At 64.2% G+C, this 19,677-nt stretch carries 18 protein-coding genes and 1 tRNA gene; 15 read left to right on the top strand and 4 right to left on the bottom strand.

Annotation, left to right across the window (positions count from 1 at the left end; all coding sequences use genetic code 11):
* The first annotated feature begins 54 nt into the window (after nt 1–54).
* From EI171_RS22060 to EI171_RS22070, 3 genes are all read left to right on the top strand, one after another.
* Nucleotides 55–813 (top strand): M15 family metallopeptidase, encoded by a 759-nt coding sequence (locus EI171_RS22060; protein WP_161534673.1) that lies wholly within the window; start codon nt 55–57, stop codon nt 811–813.
* 20 nt (nt 814–833) lie between these two features.
* Entirely contained in the window at nt 834–2,477 is a 1,644-nt protein-coding gene (locus EI171_RS22065; protein WP_161534674.1) for an acyl-CoA dehydrogenase family protein, read from the top strand.
* Nucleotides 2,478–2,621: 144 nt separating this feature from the next.
* Complete coding sequence (locus EI171_RS22070) at nt 2,622–3,392, top strand: CPBP family intramembrane glutamic endopeptidase (RefSeq protein WP_011087856.1); 771 nt, start codon at nt 2,622–2,624, stop codon at nt 3,390–3,392.
* A 167-nt stretch (nt 3,393–3,559) separates the two neighbouring features.
* On the opposite strand, the gene EI171_RS22075 is transcribed toward EI171_RS22070, so the two are convergent.
* Complete coding sequence (locus tag EI171_RS22075) at nt 3,560–4,483, bottom strand: AEC family transporter (RefSeq protein ID WP_161534675.1); 924 nt, start codon at nt 4,481–4,483, stop codon at nt 3,560–3,562.
* 5 nt (nt 4,484–4,488) lie between these two features.
* A complete protein-coding gene (gene ruvX, locus EI171_RS22080; protein ID WP_028171591.1) occupies nt 4,489–4,974 on the bottom strand; it encodes a Holliday junction resolvase RuvX in 486 nt (161 codons plus the stop codon).
* A 46-nt stretch (nt 4,975–5,020) separates the two neighbouring features.
* Between ruvX and EI171_RS22085 the strand changes: the two genes are divergently transcribed.
* Nucleotides 5,021–5,236, top strand: coding sequence for a hypothetical protein (locus tag EI171_RS22085; RefSeq protein ID WP_028171592.1), 216 nt, complete (start codon nt 5,021–5,023; stop codon nt 5,234–5,236).
* On the opposite strand, the gene EI171_RS22090 is transcribed toward EI171_RS22085, so the two are convergent.
* Nucleotides 5,223–6,113, bottom strand: a complete 891-nt coding sequence (locus EI171_RS22090) for a LysR family transcriptional regulator (protein ID WP_011087853.1) — start codon at nt 6,111–6,113, stop codon at nt 5,223–5,225. The two genes, EI171_RS22085 and EI171_RS22090, sit on opposite strands and share 14 nt — an antisense overlap.
* Nucleotides 6,114–6,210: 97 nt before the next feature.
* Here EI171_RS22090 and EI171_RS22095 point away from each other — a divergent pair, with 97 nt between their 5' ends.
* From EI171_RS22095 to EI171_RS22135, 9 genes are all read left to right on the top strand, one after another.
* Complete coding sequence (locus EI171_RS22095) at nt 6,211–7,212, top strand: nitronate monooxygenase family protein (protein ID WP_161534676.1); 1,002 nt, start codon at nt 6,211–6,213, stop codon at nt 7,210–7,212.
* 218 nt (nt 7,213–7,430) lie between these two features.
* Complete coding sequence (locus tag EI171_RS22100) at nt 7,431–8,507, top strand: nitronate monooxygenase family protein (RefSeq protein WP_161534677.1); 1,077 nt, start codon at nt 7,431–7,433, stop codon at nt 8,505–8,507.
* A 77-nt stretch (nt 8,508–8,584) separates the two neighbouring features.
* Nucleotides 8,585–8,872: an Asp-tRNA(Asn)/Glu-tRNA(Gln) amidotransferase subunit GatC gene (gatC, locus tag EI171_RS22105; RefSeq protein WP_011087850.1), complete on the top strand. Its 288-nt coding sequence runs from the start codon at nt 8,585–8,587 to the stop codon at nt 8,870–8,872.
* Nucleotides 8,873–8,890: 18 nt separating this feature from the next.
* Nucleotides 8,891–9,103 carry a hypothetical protein gene (locus EI171_RS22110; RefSeq protein ID WP_027547180.1) on the top strand — a complete coding sequence of 71 codons (213 nt, stop codon included), beginning with the start codon at nt 8,891–8,893 and terminating at the stop codon, nt 9,101–9,103.
* Nucleotides 9,100–10,575: an Asp-tRNA(Asn)/Glu-tRNA(Gln) amidotransferase subunit GatA gene (gatA, locus tag EI171_RS22115; RefSeq protein ID WP_028171596.1), complete on the top strand. Its 1,476-nt coding sequence runs from the start codon at nt 9,100–9,102 to the stop codon at nt 10,573–10,575. The genes EI171_RS22110 and gatA overlap by 4 nt, the downstream gene beginning before the upstream one ends.
* Complete coding sequence (locus tag EI171_RS22120) at nt 10,566–10,868, top strand: hypothetical protein (protein ID WP_011087848.1); 303 nt, start codon at nt 10,566–10,568, stop codon at nt 10,866–10,868. Before gatA ends, EI171_RS22120 begins: the two co-directional genes overlap by 10 nt.
* Complete coding sequence (gene gatB, locus EI171_RS22125) at nt 10,865–12,343, top strand: Asp-tRNA(Asn)/Glu-tRNA(Gln) amidotransferase subunit GatB (protein WP_011087847.1); 1,479 nt, start codon at nt 10,865–10,867, stop codon at nt 12,341–12,343. Before EI171_RS22120 ends, gatB begins: the two co-directional genes overlap by 4 nt.
* 1,562 nt (nt 12,344–13,905) lie before the next feature.
* Nucleotides 13,906–14,172 carry a hypothetical protein gene (locus tag EI171_RS22130; RefSeq protein WP_028171599.1) on the top strand — a complete coding sequence of 89 codons (267 nt, stop codon included), beginning with the start codon at nt 13,906–13,908 and terminating at the stop codon, nt 14,170–14,172.
* 196 nt (nt 14,173–14,368) lie between these two features.
* Nucleotides 14,369–14,578: a hypothetical protein gene (locus EI171_RS22135; protein ID WP_011087842.1), complete on the top strand. Its 210-nt coding sequence runs from the start codon at nt 14,369–14,371 to the stop codon at nt 14,576–14,578.
* 142 nt (nt 14,579–14,720) lie between these two features.
* Here EI171_RS22135 and EI171_RS22140 read toward each other — a convergent pair.
* A tRNA-Ser gene (locus tag EI171_RS22140) sits at nt 14,721–14,813 on the bottom strand.
* A 488-nt stretch (nt 14,814–15,301) separates the two neighbouring features.
* Between EI171_RS22140 and EI171_RS22145 the strand changes: the two genes are divergently transcribed.
* Nucleotides 15,302–16,489 carry an efflux RND transporter periplasmic adaptor subunit gene (locus tag EI171_RS22145; RefSeq protein ID WP_202633173.1) on the top strand — a complete coding sequence of 396 codons (1,188 nt, stop codon included), beginning with the start codon at nt 15,302–15,304 and terminating at the stop codon, nt 16,487–16,489.
* A 3-nt stretch (nt 16,490–16,492) separates the two neighbouring features.
* Nucleotides 16,493–19,666: an efflux RND transporter permease subunit gene (locus EI171_RS22150; RefSeq protein WP_161534678.1), complete on the top strand. Its 3,174-nt coding sequence runs from the start codon at nt 16,493–16,495 to the stop codon at nt 19,664–19,666.
* The last annotated feature ends 11 nt before the right edge of the window (nt 19,667–19,677 follow it).

Genomic DNA, 19,677 nt, shown 5'->3' on the forward strand with positions numbered 1-19,677 from the left:
CAGGCCGCGCTTCGCGGTCCTGTCGCATCGCCCCGGAACGACAGGGAAGTTTGGATGCGCTCAGCCAAATCAATTTTGATCGCGCTTTTAGTGATCGCCTCAATCTCGTCCGCCCACGCCCAGTCGCTCCCCGGAGGCTTCGTCTATTTGCGCGACATCGATCCCGGCATCATCCAGGACATCCGCTACGCCACATCGAACAATTTCGTCGGCCGTCCGCTCGCCGGCTACGGCGCCGGTGAGTGCGTGGTGAAGCGGGAGGTGGGGCTGCGGTTGAAGGCGGTCCAGCAGGAGCTCGCCGCACAAAACCTGTCGCTCAAGATGTTCGACTGCTACCGGCCGGCGCGGGCCTCGCTCGACATGGTCGCGTGGTCGCAGAACGGCCGCGAGACGGCCGCCGAGCGGCGCTACAATCCCAGGATTCCCAAGACCGAGCTGTTTCGCCTCGGCTATATCGCGAGCCGCTCGCAGCATTCGACGGGGGCGGCGCTCGATCTCACCTTGGTCGATCTCAAGGCCGACAATTCCGGCAAATACGACCCGTCGAAAACCTATGCCGACTGCACGGCGCCGGTCGAGGCGCGGCCGCCGGAGGGCAGCGTGGACATGGGCACCGGCTACGACTGCACGGATACGAAGGGCCATACCGCAGCACCGTCGATTACGCCGGACCAGCGCGCCTGGCGCAAGCGGCTGGTGGCTGCGATGGCCAAGCAAGGCTTTGTGAACTATTCGAAGGAGTGGTGGCATTTTTCCCTGCCGGGGGCAGGCGGGGCGGCCTATGATTTCCCGATCCAGCCGCGGCGGAACTGATTCCGCGCCGGGGAAACAAGATGACTCAGCCCAGCTCCGCAACCCACGAGGTCTTCAACCAGTCGCCGCCGTTTTGGGATGTCGATCTGTTTGCCGTGGACCGGCCGCTGGTCGAGGCGGTCAAGGCCAATGGCGGCGCTGAGGCGGAGCGGGAGCTGTCCGAATTCGGCAAGCATTGGGGCTCGGCCGCGATGGCCGATCGCGGGCGCGTGGCGAACGAGAACACGCCAAAACTGCGCACCTTCGACGCCAAGGGCAATCGCCGCGACCAGGTTGAGTTTCATCCCGCCTATCACGAGCTGATGGCGCACAGCGCCCATGCCGGCGTGCACAATTCGACCTGGACGGCGGAGGGGAAGCCTGCGGGCGATGCCGCCGAGGTCATCCGCGCGGCAAAATTCTACATCGCCTCGCAGGTCGAGACCGGCCATCTCTGTCCAATCACGATGACGCGCGCCTCCGTCGCCGCGCTGGCGATGCAGCCGGATCTTCTGGCGCGCGTGATGCCGGTGCTGGCGACGAAGAGCTACGACCCGACGTTCGCGCCGTGGTGGGACAAGCGCGGCATGACGCTCGGCATGGGCATGACCGAGAAGCAGGGCGGCACCGATGTGCGCGCCAACATGACGCGCGCGGTGCGTGACGGCGACGCCCATCGCATCACCGGCCACAAATGGTTCATGTCGGCGCCGATGTGCGACGCGTTCCTGGTGCTGGCGCAGGCCGACGAGGGCCTGACCTGTTTCTTCATGCCGCGCTTTGTGCCCGACGGGTCCGTCAACGCGATCCAGTTCCAGCGCTTGAAGGACAAGCTCGGCAACCGCTCCAATGCGTCGTCCGAGGTCGAGTTCTCCGGCGCTTATGCGCAAGCGGTCGGCGAGGCGGGCAAGGGCATCCGCACCATCATCCAGATGGTGCAGCTGACGCGGCAGGATTGCGCGATCGCCTCCACCGGCCTGATGCGCTCGGGGCTCGCGCATGCGCTGCATCATGCGCGTCACCGCAGCGTGTTCCAGAAGCATCTCGCCGACCAGCCCTTGATGCAGGCGGTGCTGTCGGACATGGCGCTGCATGTGGAGGCGAGCGTCGCCCTGGTGATGCGGCTCTGCCGCGCCTTCGACCGCACCCCGCACGATGCGGCGGAGGCCGCCTATATGCGGCTGCTGACGCCCGCGATCAAATACTGGACCTGCAAGAGCGCGCCTAGCTTCCTCTACGAGGCGATGGAGTGCCTCGGCGGCAACGGCTATGTCGAGGACGGCATCCTGGCACGCCACTATCGGGAGTCGCCGGTCAACGCGATCTGGGAAGGCTCGGGCAACGTGATGTGCCTCGACGTGCTGCGCGCACTGTCGCGCGAGCCGGAGGCGGCGATGGCGGTGCTGCAATCGCTTGCCGCCGAGACCAAGGGTTTGCCGGGCGCAGGCGAGGCGGTCGCGTTCATCGGCAAGACCTTCCGCCGCGCCGACGGCGAGCGCGTCGCGCGGCTCGCGGTCGAGAAGCTGGCGCTGCTTGCCGCGGCCGCCGCGCTGAACGGCGTGTCGCCGCGTCATGCTGAACTGTTCGCGGCCACGCGCCTCGCCACAACCCACGCCAGCATGTACGGCGCGGTCGAGCTGGAGAGCGGCGACGTGCGCGCGCTGCTGGAGAGGGCGCTGCCGTGAGCTTTTTGCTTCTTTTTTGCCGTCATTCCGGGGCGATGCGAAGCATCGAACTACGGTGCGCCCTTGCGCACCTGAGAATCTCGAGATTCCGGGTTCGCCCTTCGGGCGCCCCGGAATGACGGCAATCTCAACGAAAGCCTCCTGATGGATTCCCTCAATCCCGAGCATCCGCCACTGACCATGACGCCCGCGGATCACGCGCCGCGCGTCTGGAGGTTCCTCGGTACGGCGCTGTGGGGCCTTCTCATCTTCGTCGCGATGTTCGTCGGCCAGGTCGGGGCGATCCTGCTGCTGGCCGCGCTGCGCGGCCTTCCGATCGACATGGCCTCGATCCAGTCGGTCGGCCGCGAGCCGGCGGCGCTCGCGCTGTCGGTCATCATGGGCCTGCCGGCGACACTCCTCGCGGTGTGGCTCGCCATCCGTATCAAGAAGGCCTCCTTCGTCGACTATCTCGCGCTGCGCTGGCCGTCCTGGATGCAGCTCCTGTTCGGCGCGGTCGGTCTCATCCTGCTGGTGCTGGCCTGGGAGACGGTGTCGCGGAGCCTCGGCCGCGAGGCGACGCCGGGCTTCATGACCGATCTGTTGAAATCGGGCCGTGACAAGGGCGCGGCCCTGTTGCTGCTGATCGCCTTCAGCGTGGCGGCGCCGATGTCGGAAGAGGTGCTGGCGCGCGGCTTCCTCTTTCGCGGCTGGTCGGCGAGCTTCCTGCGCGTGCCCGGCGCGATCATCCTGTCGTCGCTGGTGTGGACGGTCGTGCATCTGCAATACGACCTGTACTTCCTCGCCGAGGTCTTCACCATCGGCCTGTGGTTCGGCTACATGCGCTATCGCGCCAATTCGCTTTGGCTCACGATCGTGCTGCACGCGCTGAACAACATGACGGCGGTGGTGCTGACGATGTGGCTGGGGGGCTGACGGCGGTTGCCCCACGTTCCGTCATTGCGAGCGCAAGCGAAGCAATCCAGAATCTTTCCGCGGAGGGATTCTGGATTGCTTCGTCGCATCAGCGCAAAATTGCTTCGCAATTTTGTCGCGAGCTCCTCGCAATGACGAGGAGAGGGAGGCGCCCACAACGACGAGTTTCAGGCCACCAGCGCGATCGCAACCGGCATCGTGATGGCCGCCAGGATGGTCTGCAGCGTGATGATCTGCGCCAGCAGCGGCGCATCGCCACCCATCTGCCGGGCCAGCACATAGGCGCTGGGTGAGGTCGGCACCGCCGCGCAGATCGCGACGATTGCCAGACTGTTGCCCGATAGCCCGAACCAGGCCGCAAGCCCCAGCGCGAGCACGGGCATCAGGACCAGCTTGAAGGCGACGCCGATCGTCGCGCTCAGGCTGGGACGCAGGAGGCCTTCGAGATGCAGGCCCGCACCGGTCACGAGCAGGCCGATCGCCAGGGATGACCGGCTCAGCGCGTCCGCAACCTCATGCCAGATCTTCGGCAGCGGCAGATGGACGACGTTGATGAAGAGCCCGATTGCGCAGGCCCAGATCAGGGGATTTCGGATCACCGTCGTGACGATCGCGCGGGCGGACTGTTTCTCGGGCGATGCATAGTGCGCGAGCACGGCGACGCTGAACACGTTGACCAGCGGGATGATCGCGACCATGGCGACGGATGCCAGCGCCAGCCCGACGTCGCCGAACATGTTGGCGGAGACGGAGAGCGCCACATAGGTCTGCCAGCGCGTCGCGCCCTGGAAGATCGAGGTGAAGGCCGGCCCGTCAATCTCGAGCCGCGCCAGCGCCGGGCGCAGCGCGAGGCACAGCAGCGACATCCCCAGCGCCGACAGCAAGAGCGCGCCGCCGACGCCGGCGACCGGCACCTTGGAAAGGTCGGCCTTCACCAGCGTCTGGATCAGCAGCATCGGAAACAGCACGAAATAGGTCAGCCGCTCCAGCCCGTGCCATTGCGTGTCCAGCCGCATCAGGCTGTGCCGAAGCACCACGCCGAGCACGATGAGGATGAAGACCGGCAGCAGCGCCGCGATCACGACGGCCATGGGGGTCAGCCGTTTCCGGTGCGCAAGTTCGCGAGGCGGTCGAGCGCGCCTTGCAGGATGAAGATCGCGGCGTGCTCGTCGATCACCTCGGCGCGTTTGGCGCGGCTGACATCCATGCCGATCAGCTCGCGTTCGACCGCTGCGGTCGAGAGGCGCTCGTCCCAGAGGCCGATGGGGAGCGTGGTGAGATTGGCGAGGTTGCGGGCGAAGGCGCGGGTCGATTGCGCGCGCGGGCCCTCGCTGCCGTCCATGTTGATGGGCAGGCCAAGCACGAAGCCGACGACCTTGCGCTCAGCGGCGATCGCGAGCAGCCGGGCGGCGTCCTGCTTGAACGCCTTGCGCTGAATGGTCTCGACGCCGGTCGCCAACCGCCGGTCCGGGTTCGACACGGCGACGCCGATCGTCTTGGTGCCCAGATCAAGGCCAACCAGCCCGCCGCGTTCGGGCCAGTGGGTTGCAGCATCGACCAGGGGCAGGATAAGAGCCGGCATGGCATCAGCGCATATCACGCGTCACGCCGTGGAGTGAACCCGGAACATGGATGCGCTGACACTATTCGGCCTGTTTGCCGTCACCGCGATGCTGGTCTGCTATGCGATGGAGGACCGCAGCCACTGGTTCGTGCTGCTGTTCGCGATGTCCTGCGCGCTCGGCTCGGCCTACGGCTTCCTGCAGGGCGCATGGCCGTTCGGGCTGGTCGAGGCGATCTGGGCGGTGGTGGCGCTCCGGCGCTGGTATCTCAGGCCGCGATGACGTCGTCGTCCTTCTTCAGGCAGGCAGCAAAGCCTTGCAGTGCGCTGTACTGATGTCCGGCACTGCGCTGGATGAAGAGTGTCTCGACGCGCGCGTGCGAGGCGCTCAGCGGGTGGATCGACACGCTGCCGTTCATCGCGCTGCGCTCGACCACGGCGCGCGGGAGTAGCGTCACGCCCATGTCGGCGGCGACGCAGCCGATCATGCCGTCGAGCGTGCCGAGCTCAAACCGTGCGGCCGACGGCCAGCCGAACTCGACGAAGATCTGCTCGAGCCGCTGGCGATAGGTGCAGCCGGTGCGGAACACCAGCGCAGTCGGACCTGACTCCGGCGTGCCGGCACGCAGCTCGGCTAGCGAGCTCCAGCGTCGCGCGCTGACCAGCACCAGCTCTTCGCGGAAGGCGCTCGTCGCCGTGAGGTCGGCATGCGCGATGGGACCTGCGACGAAGGCGCCGTCGAGCGTGCCTTCGAGCACGCCAGCAACAAGGTCGGCCGTTGTTGCCGTGCGCAAGGAGAGGCGCACGGCCGGGAAGCGGCGGTGGAAATCGGCCAGCAGCGGCGGCAGACGCACGGCGGCTGTCGTTTCCATCGAACCGATCGCCAGCGGCCCTTTCGGCTCGCCATCGTCGCGCGCGGCGAGCACGGCCTCGCGCGATAGCGCGGCCATCCGTTGCGCGTAGGGCAGGAGGCGTTTGCCGGCGCCGGTCAGCGTCATGCCGCGGCTGTGGCGCTCGAACAGCGGCGTGCCGATCTCCGCCTCCAGCGCCTTCACGCGCTGGGTGACGTTGGACTGCACCGTGTTGAGCTCCTCGGCGGCGCGGGTGATACCGCCGGTACGCGCGACCGCGGCGAAGGTCTGGATATCGCTGAGTTCCATGGCGTCGTTTCGCTTTTGTGATGGCAGCGTTCGCAACAATTCATTTTTCGAGAATGCTAGTCGCGCTTAGTCTCGCTGTCCAGATCGGGGAGAAGCCATGCCCATTGCGACGCCGCTGACGAGCTTGCTGGAGATCAGGCATCCCATCCTGCTGGCGCCGATGGATATCGTCGCGGGCAGCCGTCTGGTGGCGGCTGTTAGCCGCGCGGGAGGCTTCGGCATTCTGGGCGGCGGCTATGGCGAGCGGGCGTGGCTGGAGCGGGAGACCGCAAAGCTCTCCGGTCTGCGTGCGCCGTTCGGGATCGGCTTCATCACCTGGAGCCTCGCCAAGCGGCCCGAGCTGCTCGACATCGCGCTCGCCGCAAAGCCGTCTGCGATCATGCTGTCCTTCGGCGATCCCGCGCCGTTCGCACCGAAGATCAGATCCGTGGGCGCGCGCCTGATCTGCCAGGTGCAGGACGAGGCGATGGCGCGGCAGGCGCTCGACGCCGGCGCCGATATCCTGATCGCGCAGGGCACGGAGGCGGGCGGTCACGGCGCGTCACGGACCAGCATCGATCTCGTGCCTGCCATCGTCGATCTCGCGGCGGGCCGTGTGCCTGTGGTGGCGGCCGGCGGCATCGCGGACGGGCGCGGTCTCGCCGCCATGATGATGCTGGGCGCGAGCGGCGTGCTGCTCGGCACGCGCTTCTATGCGAGCCAGGAAGCCGACGGCGCCGAGGAGGCCAAGCGGCGCATTTGCGCGGCCAGCAGCGGCTCGACCGTGCGCGGGATCATCTTCGACCTGTCGCGCAACAATGTCTGGCCGGCGCCCTTCACGGGAAGGTGTCTGCTCAACGACCACGCCAGGCGCTGGATCGGCCGCGAGGTCGAGATGATGCAGAATGTCGCCGCAGTCGCGGCGGAGTATGCCGCAGCAAAGGCGGCCGGCAATTTCGATGTCGCCGCCGTGATCGCAGGCGAGGCGGTCGGGTTGATCCATGATATTCCACCGGCGGCCGAGATCGTGGAGCGGATTGCGACCGAGGCGGAGCAGATGCTGGAGGGACGGCGGAATTCGGTGACGGCGCCGCAGAATTTCTTCTCGGCAGGGACCTGAGCGAGCGCCTCGTCCTTCGAGACGACCGCTTCGCGGTCTCCTCAGGATGAGGCTTCGTTGAATCGGTGCCCGTTGAAATTGTTGCCGCGTACTCCGCCCTCATCCTGAGGGCCCGCCGAAGGCGGGCGTCTCGAAGGATGGGCTGCAGAGAACGCTCTGATACGCGACCTCCCTCTTCAAGGCGGGGGTAAGGACCAACAAGCGAGAGAAACCAAACCATGTGGCCTGACCGTCGACTGATCGACCTCTTCAAGACCGAATTCCCGATCGTGCTGGCGCCGATGGCCGGCGTGATGGATGCGGAGCTGGTGATTGCGGCCGCGCAAGGCGGGGCGCTGGGGTCGCTGCCCTGCGCGATGCTGTCGGCGGAGAAGGCGCGCGAACAGGTTGGTCTCATCCGCCAGCGCGTGAAGGCGCCCGTGAACATGAACTTCTTCTGCCATACGCCGATCGATCTCACGGCTGAGGCCGAAGTGCGCTGGAAGCAGCGGCTCGCCGGTTACTACCGGGAGCATGGCCTCGATCCGGCGGCGCCCATCAGCGCCGCGAACCGGGCTCCGTTCGATGCGGCCTTTTGCGAAGTCGTCGAGGAGCTGAAGCCGGACGTCGTCAGCTTCCATTTTGGCCTGCCGGAGCAGGCGCTGCTTAAGCGCGTCAAGGCGGCCGGCTCTCTCGTCATCTCGTCCGCCACGACGGTGAAGGAAGCCGTCTGGCTCGAGCGGCACGGCGCCGACGCCGTGATCGCGCAAGGCGCCGAGGCCGGCGGCCATCGCGGCATGTTCCTGACCGACAAGATCGCCGAGCAGCCCGGCACCTTCGCGCTGGTGCCGCAGGTCGCCGATGCGGTGAAGGTGCCGGTCATCGCAGCGGGTGGCATCGCCGACGGGCGCGGCATCGCCGCCGCCTTCGCGCTCGGCGCCTCCGGCGTGCAGATCGGCAGCGCCTATCTGCGTTGCCCGGAATCCAAGGTGAGTGCGGCGGGCCGCGCTGCGCTGGCCGAGGGGCGAGACGATTCCACCGTCATCACCAATGTCATGACCGGCCGGCCGGCGCGCGGGGTCCAGAACCGCCTGATGCGCGAGGCCGGTCCGATCTCGCCGGATGCACCGCCGTTTCCCCATGCGGCGACCGCGCTGGGGCCGCTCAAGGCCGCCGCCGAAAAGCAGGGCAGGGTGGATTTCACCAATCTCTGGGCCGGCCAGGCCATCGCCCTCGGCCGTGAGCTCCCTGCCGCCGAATTGACCCGGGATCTGGCCAAATCGGCCCTGGCCCGCATGAAGGCGCTCGCTGGATAGGCGGGAAGCCCCGGTTGCGGCGCAAAACCGGCCTCTGCTATACGGCACATAGGTTTTGCCGTGAGAGGCCTTATATAATGTCCGTCGACGCCGCTACCGTCCGCCGCATCGCGCATCTGGCGCGCATCGCGGTTTCCGAGGGCGAGGTTCCGCATCTGCAGGGCGAGCTCAACGCGATGCTCGCCTTCGTCGAGCAGCTCTCGGAGGTCAATGTCGAGGGCGTGGAGGCCATGACCTCGGTCACCCCGATGCAGATGAAGAAGCGGCAGGACGTGGTCAATGACGGCGAGATCGCGGACGATATCGTTGCCAACGCGCCCGCGACCGAAGGCCACTTCTTCCTGGTGCCGAAGGTCGTCGAGTAATTTTTAGGACGTGGTCCGATGTGCCTGCTTTGCGACGATGAGAAGGCCTACCAGGCCTATATGAACTATCTCGACAAGATGGAGCGGCAGGGCAAGGCTGCCGACCCCAATGTCGCCGTCAATGCCGTGCTCGACGAGATCGAGGCGGCTGCGAAAGCGGCCGCCAAGAAAGACGACCCGGCCAACGACAAGACCCTGTCTCCATTCTTCTGCAGCCCGATCAATAAATGACTGATTTGACATCGCTGACGCTCGCCGAGGCCCGCAAGGGTCTCGCGGCCAAGACTTTCACGTCACTCGAGCTGACCGACGCGCATCTGTCCGCGATCGAAGCCGCGCGCGTGCTCAATGCCTTCGTGATGGAGACGCCGGACCGCGCGCGCGATATGGCGCGCGAGGCGGATGGCAAGATCGCCAAGGGCGATGCCGGCCCGCTCGCCGGCATCCCGCTCGGCATCAAGGACCTGTTCGCGACCAAGGGCGTGCGCACCACGGCCTGCTCGAAGATCCTCGGCAATTTCGTGCCAACCTACGAGTCCACCGTGACCTCGCAGCTCTGGCGCGACGGCGCGGTGATGCTCGGCAAGCTCAACAATGACGAGTTCGCGATGGGCTCGGCGAACGAGACCTCGTGCTTCGGTCCCGTCGGCAATCCCTGGCGGCGTGAAGGCTCCAACACCACGCTGGTGCCGGGCGGCTCGTCCGGCGGCTCGGCCTCGGCCGTGGCGGCGCTGCTGTGCATGGGCGCGACCGCGACCGACACCGGCGGCTCGATCCGCCAGCCGGCGGCGTTCACCGCGACCGTCGGCATCAAGCCGACCTATGGCCGCTGCTCGCGCTGGGGCATCGTCGCCTTTGCCTCCTCGCTCGACCAGGCAGGTCCGATCGCGCGCAGCGTGCGCGACAGCGCGATGCTGCTGCGCTCGATGGCCGGCCACGATCCGAAGGACACGACGTCCGTCGATATTCCCGTGCCGGACTATGAGGCCGCGATCGGCAAGTCCGTGAAGGGCATCAGGATCGGCATCCCCAAGGAGTACCGTCTCGACGGCATGCCGGCCGAGATCGAGAAGCTGTGGAGCGAGGGCGCGGCGTGGCTCAAGGCCGCCGGCGCCGAGCTCGTCGAGGTGTCGCTGCCGCACACGAAGTACGCGCTGCCGGCCTATTACATCGTGGCGCCGGCGGAGGCGTCCTCCAACCTCGCGCGCTATGACGGCGTGCGCTACGGCCTGCGCGAGCAGGGCAAGAACATCATCGAGCTGTACGAGAACACCCGCGCCGAAGGTTTTGGCGCGGAGGTGCGCCGCCGCGTCATGATCGGCACCTATGTGCTCTCGGCCGGCTATTACGATGCCTATTATCTGCGCGCCCAGAAGGTCCGCACGCTGATCAAGAAGGATTTCGAGGATTGCTTCGCCAAGGGCGTCAACGCGATCCTGACGCCTGCGACGCCGTCGGCGGCCTTCGGCATCGGCGAGAAGGGCGGCGCCGACCCGGTCGAGATGTATCTCAACGACATCTTCACGGTGACGGTGAACATGGCGGGGCTGCCCGGCATCGCCGTGCCCGCCGGCAAGGACGCACAGGGCCTGCCGCTCGGCCTGCAACTGATCGGCCGTCCCTTCGACGAGGAGACGCTGTTCTCGCTCGGCGAAGTGATCGAGCAGGCCGCCGGCCGCTTCACGCCCGCGAGGTGGTGGTGAATGTCGCAGCGTTCATCGCGAGCCTCGACGGCGCGGCGCCGGCGCCGGACCTGAACGCGCCGCTCACAGGTCTCTGGTGGGCCGCCAAGGGCGACTGGGACCGGGCGCACAAGATCGTTCAGGACGAGAGCAGCCGCGAGGCGGCCTGGGTGCACGCCTATCTGCACCGCGTCGAAGGCGATCTCGGCAATGCCGGCTACTGGTATCGCCAGGCCGGACAGGTCGCGGCAAAGGATTCATTGGAAGCGGAGTGGCAGCGGATCGCTGTCACGCTGCTCGGGAGCAAGACATGAGCACGGCCACGCACAAGCTTCTCAAAGGCGCCACCGGCGATTGGGAGATGGTCATCGGCATGGAGATCCACGCCCAGGTGACGTCGAACTCAAAGCTGTTCTCGGGCGCGTCCACCGCGTTCGGCGGCGAGCCGAACAGCCACGTGTCGCTGGTCGATGTTGCGATGCCGGGCATGCTGCCCGTCATCAACGAGGAATGCGTCAGGCAGGCTGTCCGGACCGGGCTCGGTCTCAACGCAAAGATCAATCTGCGTTCGGTGTTCGATCGCAAAAACTATTTCTATCCGGACCTGCCGCAGGGCTACCAGATCAGCCAGTACAAGTCGCCGGTGGTGGGCGAAGGTGAGGTGCTGGTCGAGCTCGACGGCGGCCGCAGTGTCACCGTCGGCATCGAGCGCCTGCATATCGAGCAGGATCCCGGCAAAATGCTGCACGACCAGTCGCCGTCGCTGTCCCTCATCGACTTCAACCGCTGTGGCGTGGCGCTGATGGAGATTGTCTCAAAACCGGACATCCGCGACGCCGAGCAGGCCAAGGCCTATGTCACCAAGCTGCGCTCGATCATGCGCTACCTCGGCACCTGTGACGGCGACATGGAGAAGGGAAATCTGCGCGCCGACGTCAACGTTTCCGTGCGCAAGCCCGGCGGGCCGCTCGGCACCCGCTGCGAAATCAAGAACATGAACTCGATCAACTTCATCGGCCAGGCGATCGAGTATGAAGCGCGGCGCCAGATCGAGATCCTCGAGGACGGTGGGCAGATCGAGCAGGAGACGCGCCGGTTCGACCCCGACAAGGGCGAGACGCGGTCGATGCGGTCGAAGGAAGAGGCGCACGACTACCGCTACTTCCCCGATCCCGACCTGCTGCCGCTGGAGTTCAGCCAGGAGTTCGTCGACGAGCTGAAGGCGAAGCTGCCCGAGCTGCCGGACCAGAAGAAGACGCGCTTCGTCGCCGATTTCGGCCTGTCAGCTTACGACGCGAGCGTGCTGGTCGCCGAGCGCGAGAGCGCGGTGTTCTACGAGACCGTGCTCGACAAGCTCGGCGACCGCGCGCGCGACGGCAAGATGGCGGCGAACTGGGTAATCAACGAGCTGTTCGGTCGTCTCAACAAGGAAGGCCGGGATATTACGGGCTCTCCCGTAACCGCCGAGCAGCTGGCTGCGATCATCGATCTGATCGGCGAGGGCACGATCTCCGGCAAGATCGCCAAGGATCTGTTCGAGATCGTCTGGCAGGAGGGCGGCGATCCCCGCGCACTGGTCGAAAGCCGCGGCATGAAGCAGGTCACCGACCTCTCGGCGATCGAGAAGGTGGTCGACGACATCATCGCGGCCAATCCCGACAAGGCCGCGCAGGTCAAGGACAAGCCGCAGTCGCTCGGCTGGTTCGTCGGCCAGGTGATGAAGGCGTCCGGCGGCAAGGCCAACCCGCAAAGCGTCAACGAGCTGCTCAAGTCCAAGCTCGGCATCTAGCCTCACGCGTTCGGACGAGGTGACGGACATGCTTCGTCACCTCGCTATGGGTTCGCGATGCGACGCTCGCGCGCGTCCTCGGCGGCAATCTTCATCCCGACGACTGCGATGCGGCGACCGAATCGCCGTCACGCGATTCGCGCAAAACGGCGGCTTGCACGCGCTCCGACGAGCGCTCGCGCCGTTAAGCATGAAAATATTTTCGTTGCCAAAAACTGCGACTCAGAGTCCGCGAAACGCCTTCGCGGGGCCATCCTGCGCGTCGCGACGCGCGTCATCGCGTCGATCACGCGCAATGCGTGAGTGCAGGAAAATACTTTCTGCATAGTGTTTTCTTGCAATCATTACTCTCGCAAACATCGATGATGCGCCCACTCTCCGCGATCGGACGAACACGTCATGCAGTGTGCTTGCATCGCGCTCGCCAAGCGCACGCGCCTTGCTGCGTCAACACTTCTTTAAGCGAGAAGCTGTTTTTTTCGTCGTGTTGGTGTATTCGGGATGAGTGTGCATTCGATCCCCGACTGCATGCAGCGATTAAAGCCATCTCACACATCGGAGGGCAACATGGCCAAGAAAGCGAAGAAGGCGAAGAAGGCGAAGAGCGCAGTGAAGAAGACTGCGAAGAAGACCCGCAAGGTCGCGAAGAAGAAGAAGTAACTTCGACTTCTGAAGTTGCCGGCTCCCAGAGAGCCGGCACGTCATCAGCGCCTCCCAGAGGTTCTGGTCGACGATAGAGGGTGTCGGCGAGACATCAGGTCAACGGTCGGATCGCTCTTTTCGCGGTCCGGCAGAAGAAACGAGTTTTCTTCGTTCGGTGCGGTGCCGGTTCTCCGGTTCTGCAATTTCACAAGCGGCCTTCGGGTCAACGTGAAATCTGGTCCTGACGTGTTCGCCGACGCCCTCGTTCTCTGAGGCCGGGGTATTGCCGGCATTCCCTTTTCATATATTGCTGATCTGGTCGTGGCGTGACCGCGCTGCCGCTGAGCGCTGCCTCGGGGCAGGCGAGGGCTGCGGCTTTGTCGTTGCGCGACGTCCGTGCGCCGTTTTCCCTATTTGCAGTGCCATCGCCCGGCGGCGACCCGGTGCGTCGCGGCTTCTCGATGGATGGGGCGCCCGCCTGCCGCCTTCGCTGAAGCTTCGGCGTTCCAGGACCGCAAGCCCCGGCAGTGCCTTGGCGTAGCCGGGTCATGGGTGACGACAGGAAGTGGCGGAGTGTACGCCACAGCGCCCCGCCACCGCGCGCGATGGTTATCGTTGTCCGAAAATCGCAGGGTAAACCGAATCTGACAAATCGCAGAAGTGCCCGTCAAATGGGGACTTTTGGCATTCCGTGCGCGGCCGCGGCCAAGGCGCGTTTACGTCTGCTTCATCGCGATACTTAAACTGCCATTCAAATTTGCCCGCCATCATCGCTTCCAACAAGCCGGCAAACGGCCTGGGCAAGAAGACTTGGGGAAGAGTTGAGCAGCGCATGATCCCAGAAGGGATCACGCAAATCAGAGTTGGACGGGAGCCGCGCTCGGGGGAACGAGGCGGCATAAGAAAACAGGGGATGCGTTATGTTTCAGGGTACTTTCGATCTGGAGACCGCAACGCCGATCGACGCGAGCGCGCTGTCGGACGTGCTGTTCGAGCGCGGGATCTATTGGGCGAGCGGCCGCGCCGGCCTCGTCGATCTCGTCGCCGCGCACAAATGGTTCAACCTCGCCGCCCTGAAGGGCCGCAAGGACGCCGTGGCGCTGCGCCAGGAAGTTGCCGGACAGATGTCGGACGCCGAGATCTCGGCCGCACAGCGCGACGCGAGGGCGTGGGTTTCCACCCACTAGAGCCATTTCTGTTCCGATGGCATCGGAACAGGGCTCTGGTGTCTTGTTCTGAGATGTTTTCCCGACGCGAACCGGTATCCGCTTCGCTTGAAAACGCTTCGAGCTGAGGATCGCAGCCGGCCCCGTGTTTCCACGGGCGTGCCTGGTTGCGCTGAATCAAGTTCCTTCGTCGTGACGCCGCCTAGACCCGCGCGGCATGAGCGCTGCCGACACGAATGGACAATGGCTGCCGATTCAGATCGCGCCCGACGATTGCGATCTGGAACTCGGACGGCCGCACAAGACGGGCATCGTGCCCTGGACCTTTCCATGCCGGCGCAGGTCCGGCGTCTGGTTCAACGTCTGGGCCGACGAGCCGGTGCTGATTTCGCCCTCGCATTGGCGAATCTGGCGGTCCGGCCGCTAGGTGCGGACACACATAATATAGGGAATATAGGGAGAGCGAGAATCGGGCTGAGCTCAGCCGCGCGGATCCCTGCACCAAGCTTTGTCCGGCGCGGCGATCGCGTTCAGGTGAAAGAACGGCAGGCCTTGATTCTGCTGCTGGGTGGCGGAGAGGGAGGGATTCGAACCCTCGATACAGCTTGAGACCGTATGACGCTTTAGCAAAGCGTTGCCTTCAGCCACTCGGCCACCTCTCCGGTGCGAGCCTTATGCCTCTAATTACTTGGGCCGGTCAATTTGTAAGCGCGTGTTTGCGCTCGAATATTCCCAGCGATTTTCGAAACGAAGCAGCTTGGGGGCTCGGGGGGCGAACCGACACGGCATCCGAATCGTCTGGTGCCCTGTAGCAGGGAAGTCCATTCTCGGATGATTGGAGCCATTCTGGCTCAAGTGACTGAAATAACTTGTGAATTTATTCTTTATGCGTGCCGGCAGCCCGACTGGGGTCTCGCCGTTTCCGCCAGAACATAAATGACGTGCGTTCGCAGCCTTCGATAAGCCTCTGTAAATACGTGATTTTCTGCGTGCAGCTGTTCGGCCCGGGCCAGCACGCGGTCCGCCCCAGCCCATCAATCTCCAGCATGATGCGCCTGCCGGCCCACGCGCGCCCGTCCTCTTGCGCTAGATCAACCTCTCCATCGCAAGGACCCCCAAGACTTCGGTTCCGTTTAGACGGGAGCTGGACATGTGTAGCGATAATCGTCGTCTCGCCACCGGAGCAATCCCGGCCACCCAGCCCTGGGCGCCGATGAAGCTGCCGACGCTTCGGACCGCTTTCTGCCTGTTGGCGGTATTTGCACCATCATTCGAATTGCTGCCCGCCAGTGCCCAGCAAGCTCAACAGCCAGCCGCCGCCTCCGTCGGCGTAATCGTCGCCGAGCGCAAGCCGGTAAAACGAACGATCGATCTGGTCGGTCGCATCGAAGCGATCGAGCGAGTGGAAGTGCGGGCGCGGATCACGGGATATCTTGAAAAGGTCTCGTTCCAGGAAGGCGCTCTGGTCAAGGCAGGAGCGCCGCTTTACTCAATCGAAAAAGGGCTGTTCGAGGCCGCAGTAGATCAGGCCCAAGGCGTGCTGAATAAAGACAAGGCAGCGAAGACCCTGAGCGAGGTGCAGCTGCAGCGTGCCGAGGAATTGCTGGCAAAGCAGGCGGGCACGCAGGTGGCCCGTGACCAGGCGCTGGCTGCGGACCAGGCGGCCGCAGGTGCGCTGCTCGTGGACGAGGCCAATCTGAAAACTGCGCAAATCAATCTGGATTATACGGAAATTACGTCGCCGATCGCCGGCAAGATCGGCAAGACGAATATCACCAAAGGCAACGTGGTAAGCCCACAGACCGGCATCTTGACGACCATCGTAAGCCAAGATCCGATCTATGTTTCCTTCCCGGTCAGCGTCAGGGAATTTCTTGCAGCGCAAAAGGAAGGCCGCGACGTCGATGTCGTCGGCATCAAGGCCTATGTGTTCTTCTCCGACGGCACTGCCTACAGCCAGCCGGGTAAGATCAATTTCGTCAATGTGATCGTCGACCGCGGCACGGATACGATTCTTGCACGCGCATCATTTCCCAATCCCGACGGCGTGCTCGTGGATGGTCAGCTCGTCAGAGTTGGGCTGGAAAGCGGCTCCGCCCAGGAAAGGCTCCTCATCCCGCAAGCGGCGCTGATTTCGGATCAGGAGGGCATCTATATCTTGATCGTGGAGGACGGGAAAGCAGCGGTCCGACGTGTCAAACTCGGCGGGACCAGCGGCACGGGTGTGATCGTGGAGGAGGGCCTGACGGGCGGCGAGCAGGTCATCGTGGAGGGAATTCAGGGGATTCGCGGCGGCAGTCCCGTACACGCTCAGCCAGCCTCCACCAGCCGGAGCTGAGCCATGCTGTCTGCGATTTTCGTCGACCGCCCGCGGCTTGCAATCGTCATTGCAATCGTGACGACCATCGCCGGCGCAATCTCGTTTGTCGCCATGCCGGTGGCACAATATCCGGACATCGTGCCGCCTCAGGTCTCGGTGACCACCCAATATCCCGGGGCCAGCGGCGCCATTGTAGACGCCACCGTCGCGCAGCCGATCGAGGCGCAGGTGGTTGGCGTCGACAAAATGATCTACATGAAAAGCACCAGCGGCGACGACGGAAGCTACACGCTGACCGCCTCCTTCGAGCTCGGCACCAATCCTGACATCAATACCGTCAACATCAACAATCGCGTGCAGACCGCGCTGTCGTCGCTGCCGTCGGAGGTCCAGAAGCAGGGTATCAGCGTCAAGAAGAAATCGACGGCCATTCTCGCGGTCGTGACCCTGTACTCGCCCAAGCATACGCACGATCCGCTGTTTCTATCGAATTATGCCACCATCAACCTTCTCGATCAGATCAAGAGCACGAACGGCGTCGGGGATGCCTATCTTTTTGCGCCCCAGGACTACGCCATGCGTGCATGGGTCAAGACCGATCGACTGACCGGCCTCGACCTGACGACCGCCGATATCATCAACGCCGTCCAGTCGCAAAACGTGCAGGCAGCCGTAGGCCGGATCGGGGCGCGTCCGATCTTCAATGATCAGCAATTGCAGCTGAACATTCAAACGAAGGGCCGCCTCGCTTCCGTCTCCGACTTCGAGAATATCGTCGTCCGCACCAATCCGGATGGATCGGTCCTGAGGCTTCGCGACGTGGCCCAGGTCGAACTCGGCGCCGCCAACCTCGACCGCGATACCAGGTTCAACGGACAGAACGCGGCGGCAATTGTCGTTTATCAAACGCCGGGCGGCAACGCGATCGACACGGTCGCGGCAGTTCGAAAGAAGCTTGCAGAGCTCGAGAAGCGCTTTCCCGAAGACCTGTCGTGGAAGGTGACCTACGATCCAACGATCTTCGTCACCGATACCCTGCACGAGGTCAAAAAGACCCTGGTCGAGGCGTTCATTCTCGTCGTCATCGTGGTGTTCCTGTTTCTGGGCAGCGTTCGAGCGACGCTGATTCCGACATTGGCGGTTCCGGTCAGCCTCATCGGCGCGTTCATTGCGCTGAACGCCGTGGGATACTCGGCAAACACCGTCTCGCTGCTCGCCATCGTGCTTGCCATCGGAATTGTGGTCGACGATGCGATCGTCGTCGTCGAAAACGTCGAACGCGTCATGGAGGAGCGGCCTGAACTGTCGCCCGCGGATGCGACCAAGCAGGCGATGCGGGAGATTACGGCGCCGATCATTGCGATCACTCTCGTCCTTCTATCGGTGTTTGTTCCCATCGCGTTCATACCGGGGATTTCCGGCGAGCTGTTTCGCCAGTTCGCGGTGACGGTTGCGGTATCCATGCTGCTGTCCGCGATCAATGCGCTCACGCTGTCGCCAGCGCTTTGCGCCGTATTTCTGCGACCTCATCATGGTCCCAGACGCGGGCTCATCGGATGGACGATGCGAACGATCGACCGCGTCCGGGACGGATACGGAGCCATCGTCGCGCGTCTCGTCCATTTTTCGATAGTCGGAATTGCCATGGTCGCCGTCGCCGGCGCCGCTACCTTTGGCATTGCCAGGCAAACTCCGACGGGATTTGTCCCCGAAGATGATCAGGGCGCCATTTTTATCATTGCCCAGTTGCCCGGCGGCGCCTCGGTCGGGCGCACCTCAGAAGTTCTGCGTCGGGCCGAAGACATCATCAAACAGGATCCGGCCGTTGAAGACTATACCAGCATCATCGGCCTGAATTTCATCGACAGCTACTCGCAAGCGAACGCCGGTTTCATGGTGGTCACCTTCAAGCCTTTCGAGGAGCGCAAGAAAGGCGAGCTTGGCGCGCGCGAGACCATCGCGCGGTTGCGAGGGAAGCTTCGTGCCATCGAAGGAGGCGTCGTCGTGCCGTTGGCCCCGCCGCCGATCGTAGGCCTCGGCACCGGAGGCGGCTTCACCTATGTCCTCGAAGACCTGCGAGGTGGCGATCCGGCAGCCCTCGCGCAGGCTCTTCGCGGCCTCGTCGTGGCGGCCAACGCGGAGCCGCGCTTGAGGGGAGTGTTCAGCACATTCTCCGCTGACAATCCTTCGATCTTTCTGGAGATCGATCGCGACAAGGTCCAGATTCTCGGCGTGCAGCTCAAGGACGTGTTTCAGGCCTTGCAGGCGTCGCTTGGCGGCTATTTCATCAACAACATGAACCTTTACGGCCGCACTTGGCAGGTCCAGGTTCAGGCAGACGCCGCCGACCGTTCGACCATCACGGACATTTACCGCATCAATGTCCGTAATGCGGAAGGACAGATGATCCCGCTGCGCAGCCTCGTCGAAACGCGCGTTGCGCTTGGGCCGCCTGCAATCATTCGCTACAACAATCTTCGCGCAGTGACAATTCAGGGCACGCCGGCGTCTGGCGTGTCGTCCGGCCAAGCGTTGAAGGTGTTTGAGGACGTTGCTGCCAGGACACTGCCACAAGGTTACGCCGGCGAGTGGACGGACACAGCGTTCCAGGAAAAGCGCGCCGAAGGAAAGACCGGCATCATCCTCGGCTTCGCTGTGTTGTTCGCCTATCTCTTCCTGGTCGCACTCTATGAAAGCTGGACCATCCCGGTCCCGGTCTTGTTGTCGGTTACGATAGCGGTTTTGGGTTCGTTCAGCGCAATCCTGCTCAGCGGCCTGACACTCGATCTCTACGGGCAGATCGGGATGGTCGTGCTGATCGGACTGGCCGCCAAGAACGGCATTTTGATCGTCGAGTTCGCGAAGGAGAAGCGCGAGCATGGCATACCGCTGCTCGAGGCAGCCGCGGAAGGAGCACGCTTGCGCTTCCGCCCGGTGATGATGACGTCGTTTGCCTTCATCCTCGGTCTCTATCCGCTCGTGGTCGCATCAGGCGCCTCGGAGCTTGCACGACGCGGCGTAGGCACCCCGGTTTTCGGCGGTATGATTCTGGCCTCGTTCGTGGGCATCTTCGCGATCCCTCCGCTTTACGTCATGTTCCAGGCCATCCGAGAGCGATTGCGGCCGGGCGCAAAGAAGAAGCCCGAAGCTTTGCCAGCCAACGAGATTTCAACGGACAATGTCGCGGCCGAATGAGGTCGCTTCCA

It is taken from the genome of Bradyrhizobium sp. LCT2 (genome assembly GCF_009931255.1).
In the GTDB taxonomy this organism is placed as follows: Bacteria; Pseudomonadota; Alphaproteobacteria; order Rhizobiales; family Xanthobacteraceae; genus Bradyrhizobium; species Bradyrhizobium diazoefficiens.

What these genes read in the sequence shown, in the direction of transcription:
- EI171_RS22090 (WP_011087853.1), bottom strand. Translation starts at nt 6,113, where the DNA reads ATGGAACTCAGCGATATCCAGACCTTCGCCGCGGTCGCGCGTACCGGC.
- EI171_RS22130 (WP_028171599.1), top strand. Translation starts at nt 13,906, where the DNA reads ATGTTTCAGGGTACTTTCGATCTGGAGACCGCAACGCCGATCGACGCG.
- ruvX (WP_028171591.1), bottom strand. Translation starts at nt 4,974, where the DNA reads ATGCCGGCTCTTATCCTGCCCCTGGTCGATGCTGCAACCCACTGGCCC.
- EI171_RS22075 (WP_161534675.1), bottom strand. Translation starts at nt 4,483, where the DNA reads ATGGCCGTCGTGATCGCGGCGCTGCTGCCGGTCTTCATCCTCATCGTG.
- EI171_RS22065 (WP_161534674.1), top strand. Translation starts at nt 834, where the DNA reads ATGACTCAGCCCAGCTCCGCAACCCACGAGGTCTTCAACCAGTCGCCG.
- gatB (WP_011087847.1), top strand. Translation starts at nt 10,865, where the DNA reads ATGAGCACGGCCACGCACAAGCTTCTCAAAGGCGCCACCGGCGATTGG.
- EI171_RS22135 (WP_011087842.1), top strand. Translation starts at nt 14,369, where the DNA reads ATGAGCGCTGCCGACACGAATGGACAATGGCTGCCGATTCAGATCGCG.
- EI171_RS22085 (WP_028171592.1), top strand. Translation starts at nt 5,021, where the DNA reads ATGGATGCGCTGACACTATTCGGCCTGTTTGCCGTCACCGCGATGCTG.
- EI171_RS22150 (WP_161534678.1), top strand. Translation starts at nt 16,493, where the DNA reads ATGCTGTCTGCGATTTTCGTCGACCGCCCGCGGCTTGCAATCGTCATT.
- EI171_RS22110 (WP_027547180.1), top strand. Translation starts at nt 8,891, where the DNA reads ATGTGCCTGCTTTGCGACGATGAGAAGGCCTACCAGGCCTATATGAAC.
- EI171_RS22100 (WP_161534677.1), top strand. Translation starts at nt 7,431, where the DNA reads ATGTGGCCTGACCGTCGACTGATCGACCTCTTCAAGACCGAATTCCCG.
- gatA (WP_028171596.1), top strand. Translation starts at nt 9,100, where the DNA reads ATGACTGATTTGACATCGCTGACGCTCGCCGAGGCCCGCAAGGGTCTC.
- EI171_RS22070 (WP_011087856.1), top strand. Translation starts at nt 2,622, where the DNA reads ATGGATTCCCTCAATCCCGAGCATCCGCCACTGACCATGACGCCCGCG.
- EI171_RS22145 (WP_202633173.1), top strand. Translation starts at nt 15,302, where the DNA reads ATGTGTAGCGATAATCGTCGTCTCGCCACCGGAGCAATCCCGGCCACC.
- EI171_RS22060 (WP_161534673.1), top strand. Translation starts at nt 55, where the DNA reads ATGCGCTCAGCCAAATCAATTTTGATCGCGCTTTTAGTGATCGCCTCA.
- gatC (WP_011087850.1), top strand. Translation starts at nt 8,585, where the DNA reads ATGTCCGTCGACGCCGCTACCGTCCGCCGCATCGCGCATCTGGCGCGC.
- EI171_RS22095 (WP_161534676.1), top strand. Translation starts at nt 6,211, where the DNA reads ATGCCCATTGCGACGCCGCTGACGAGCTTGCTGGAGATCAGGCATCCC.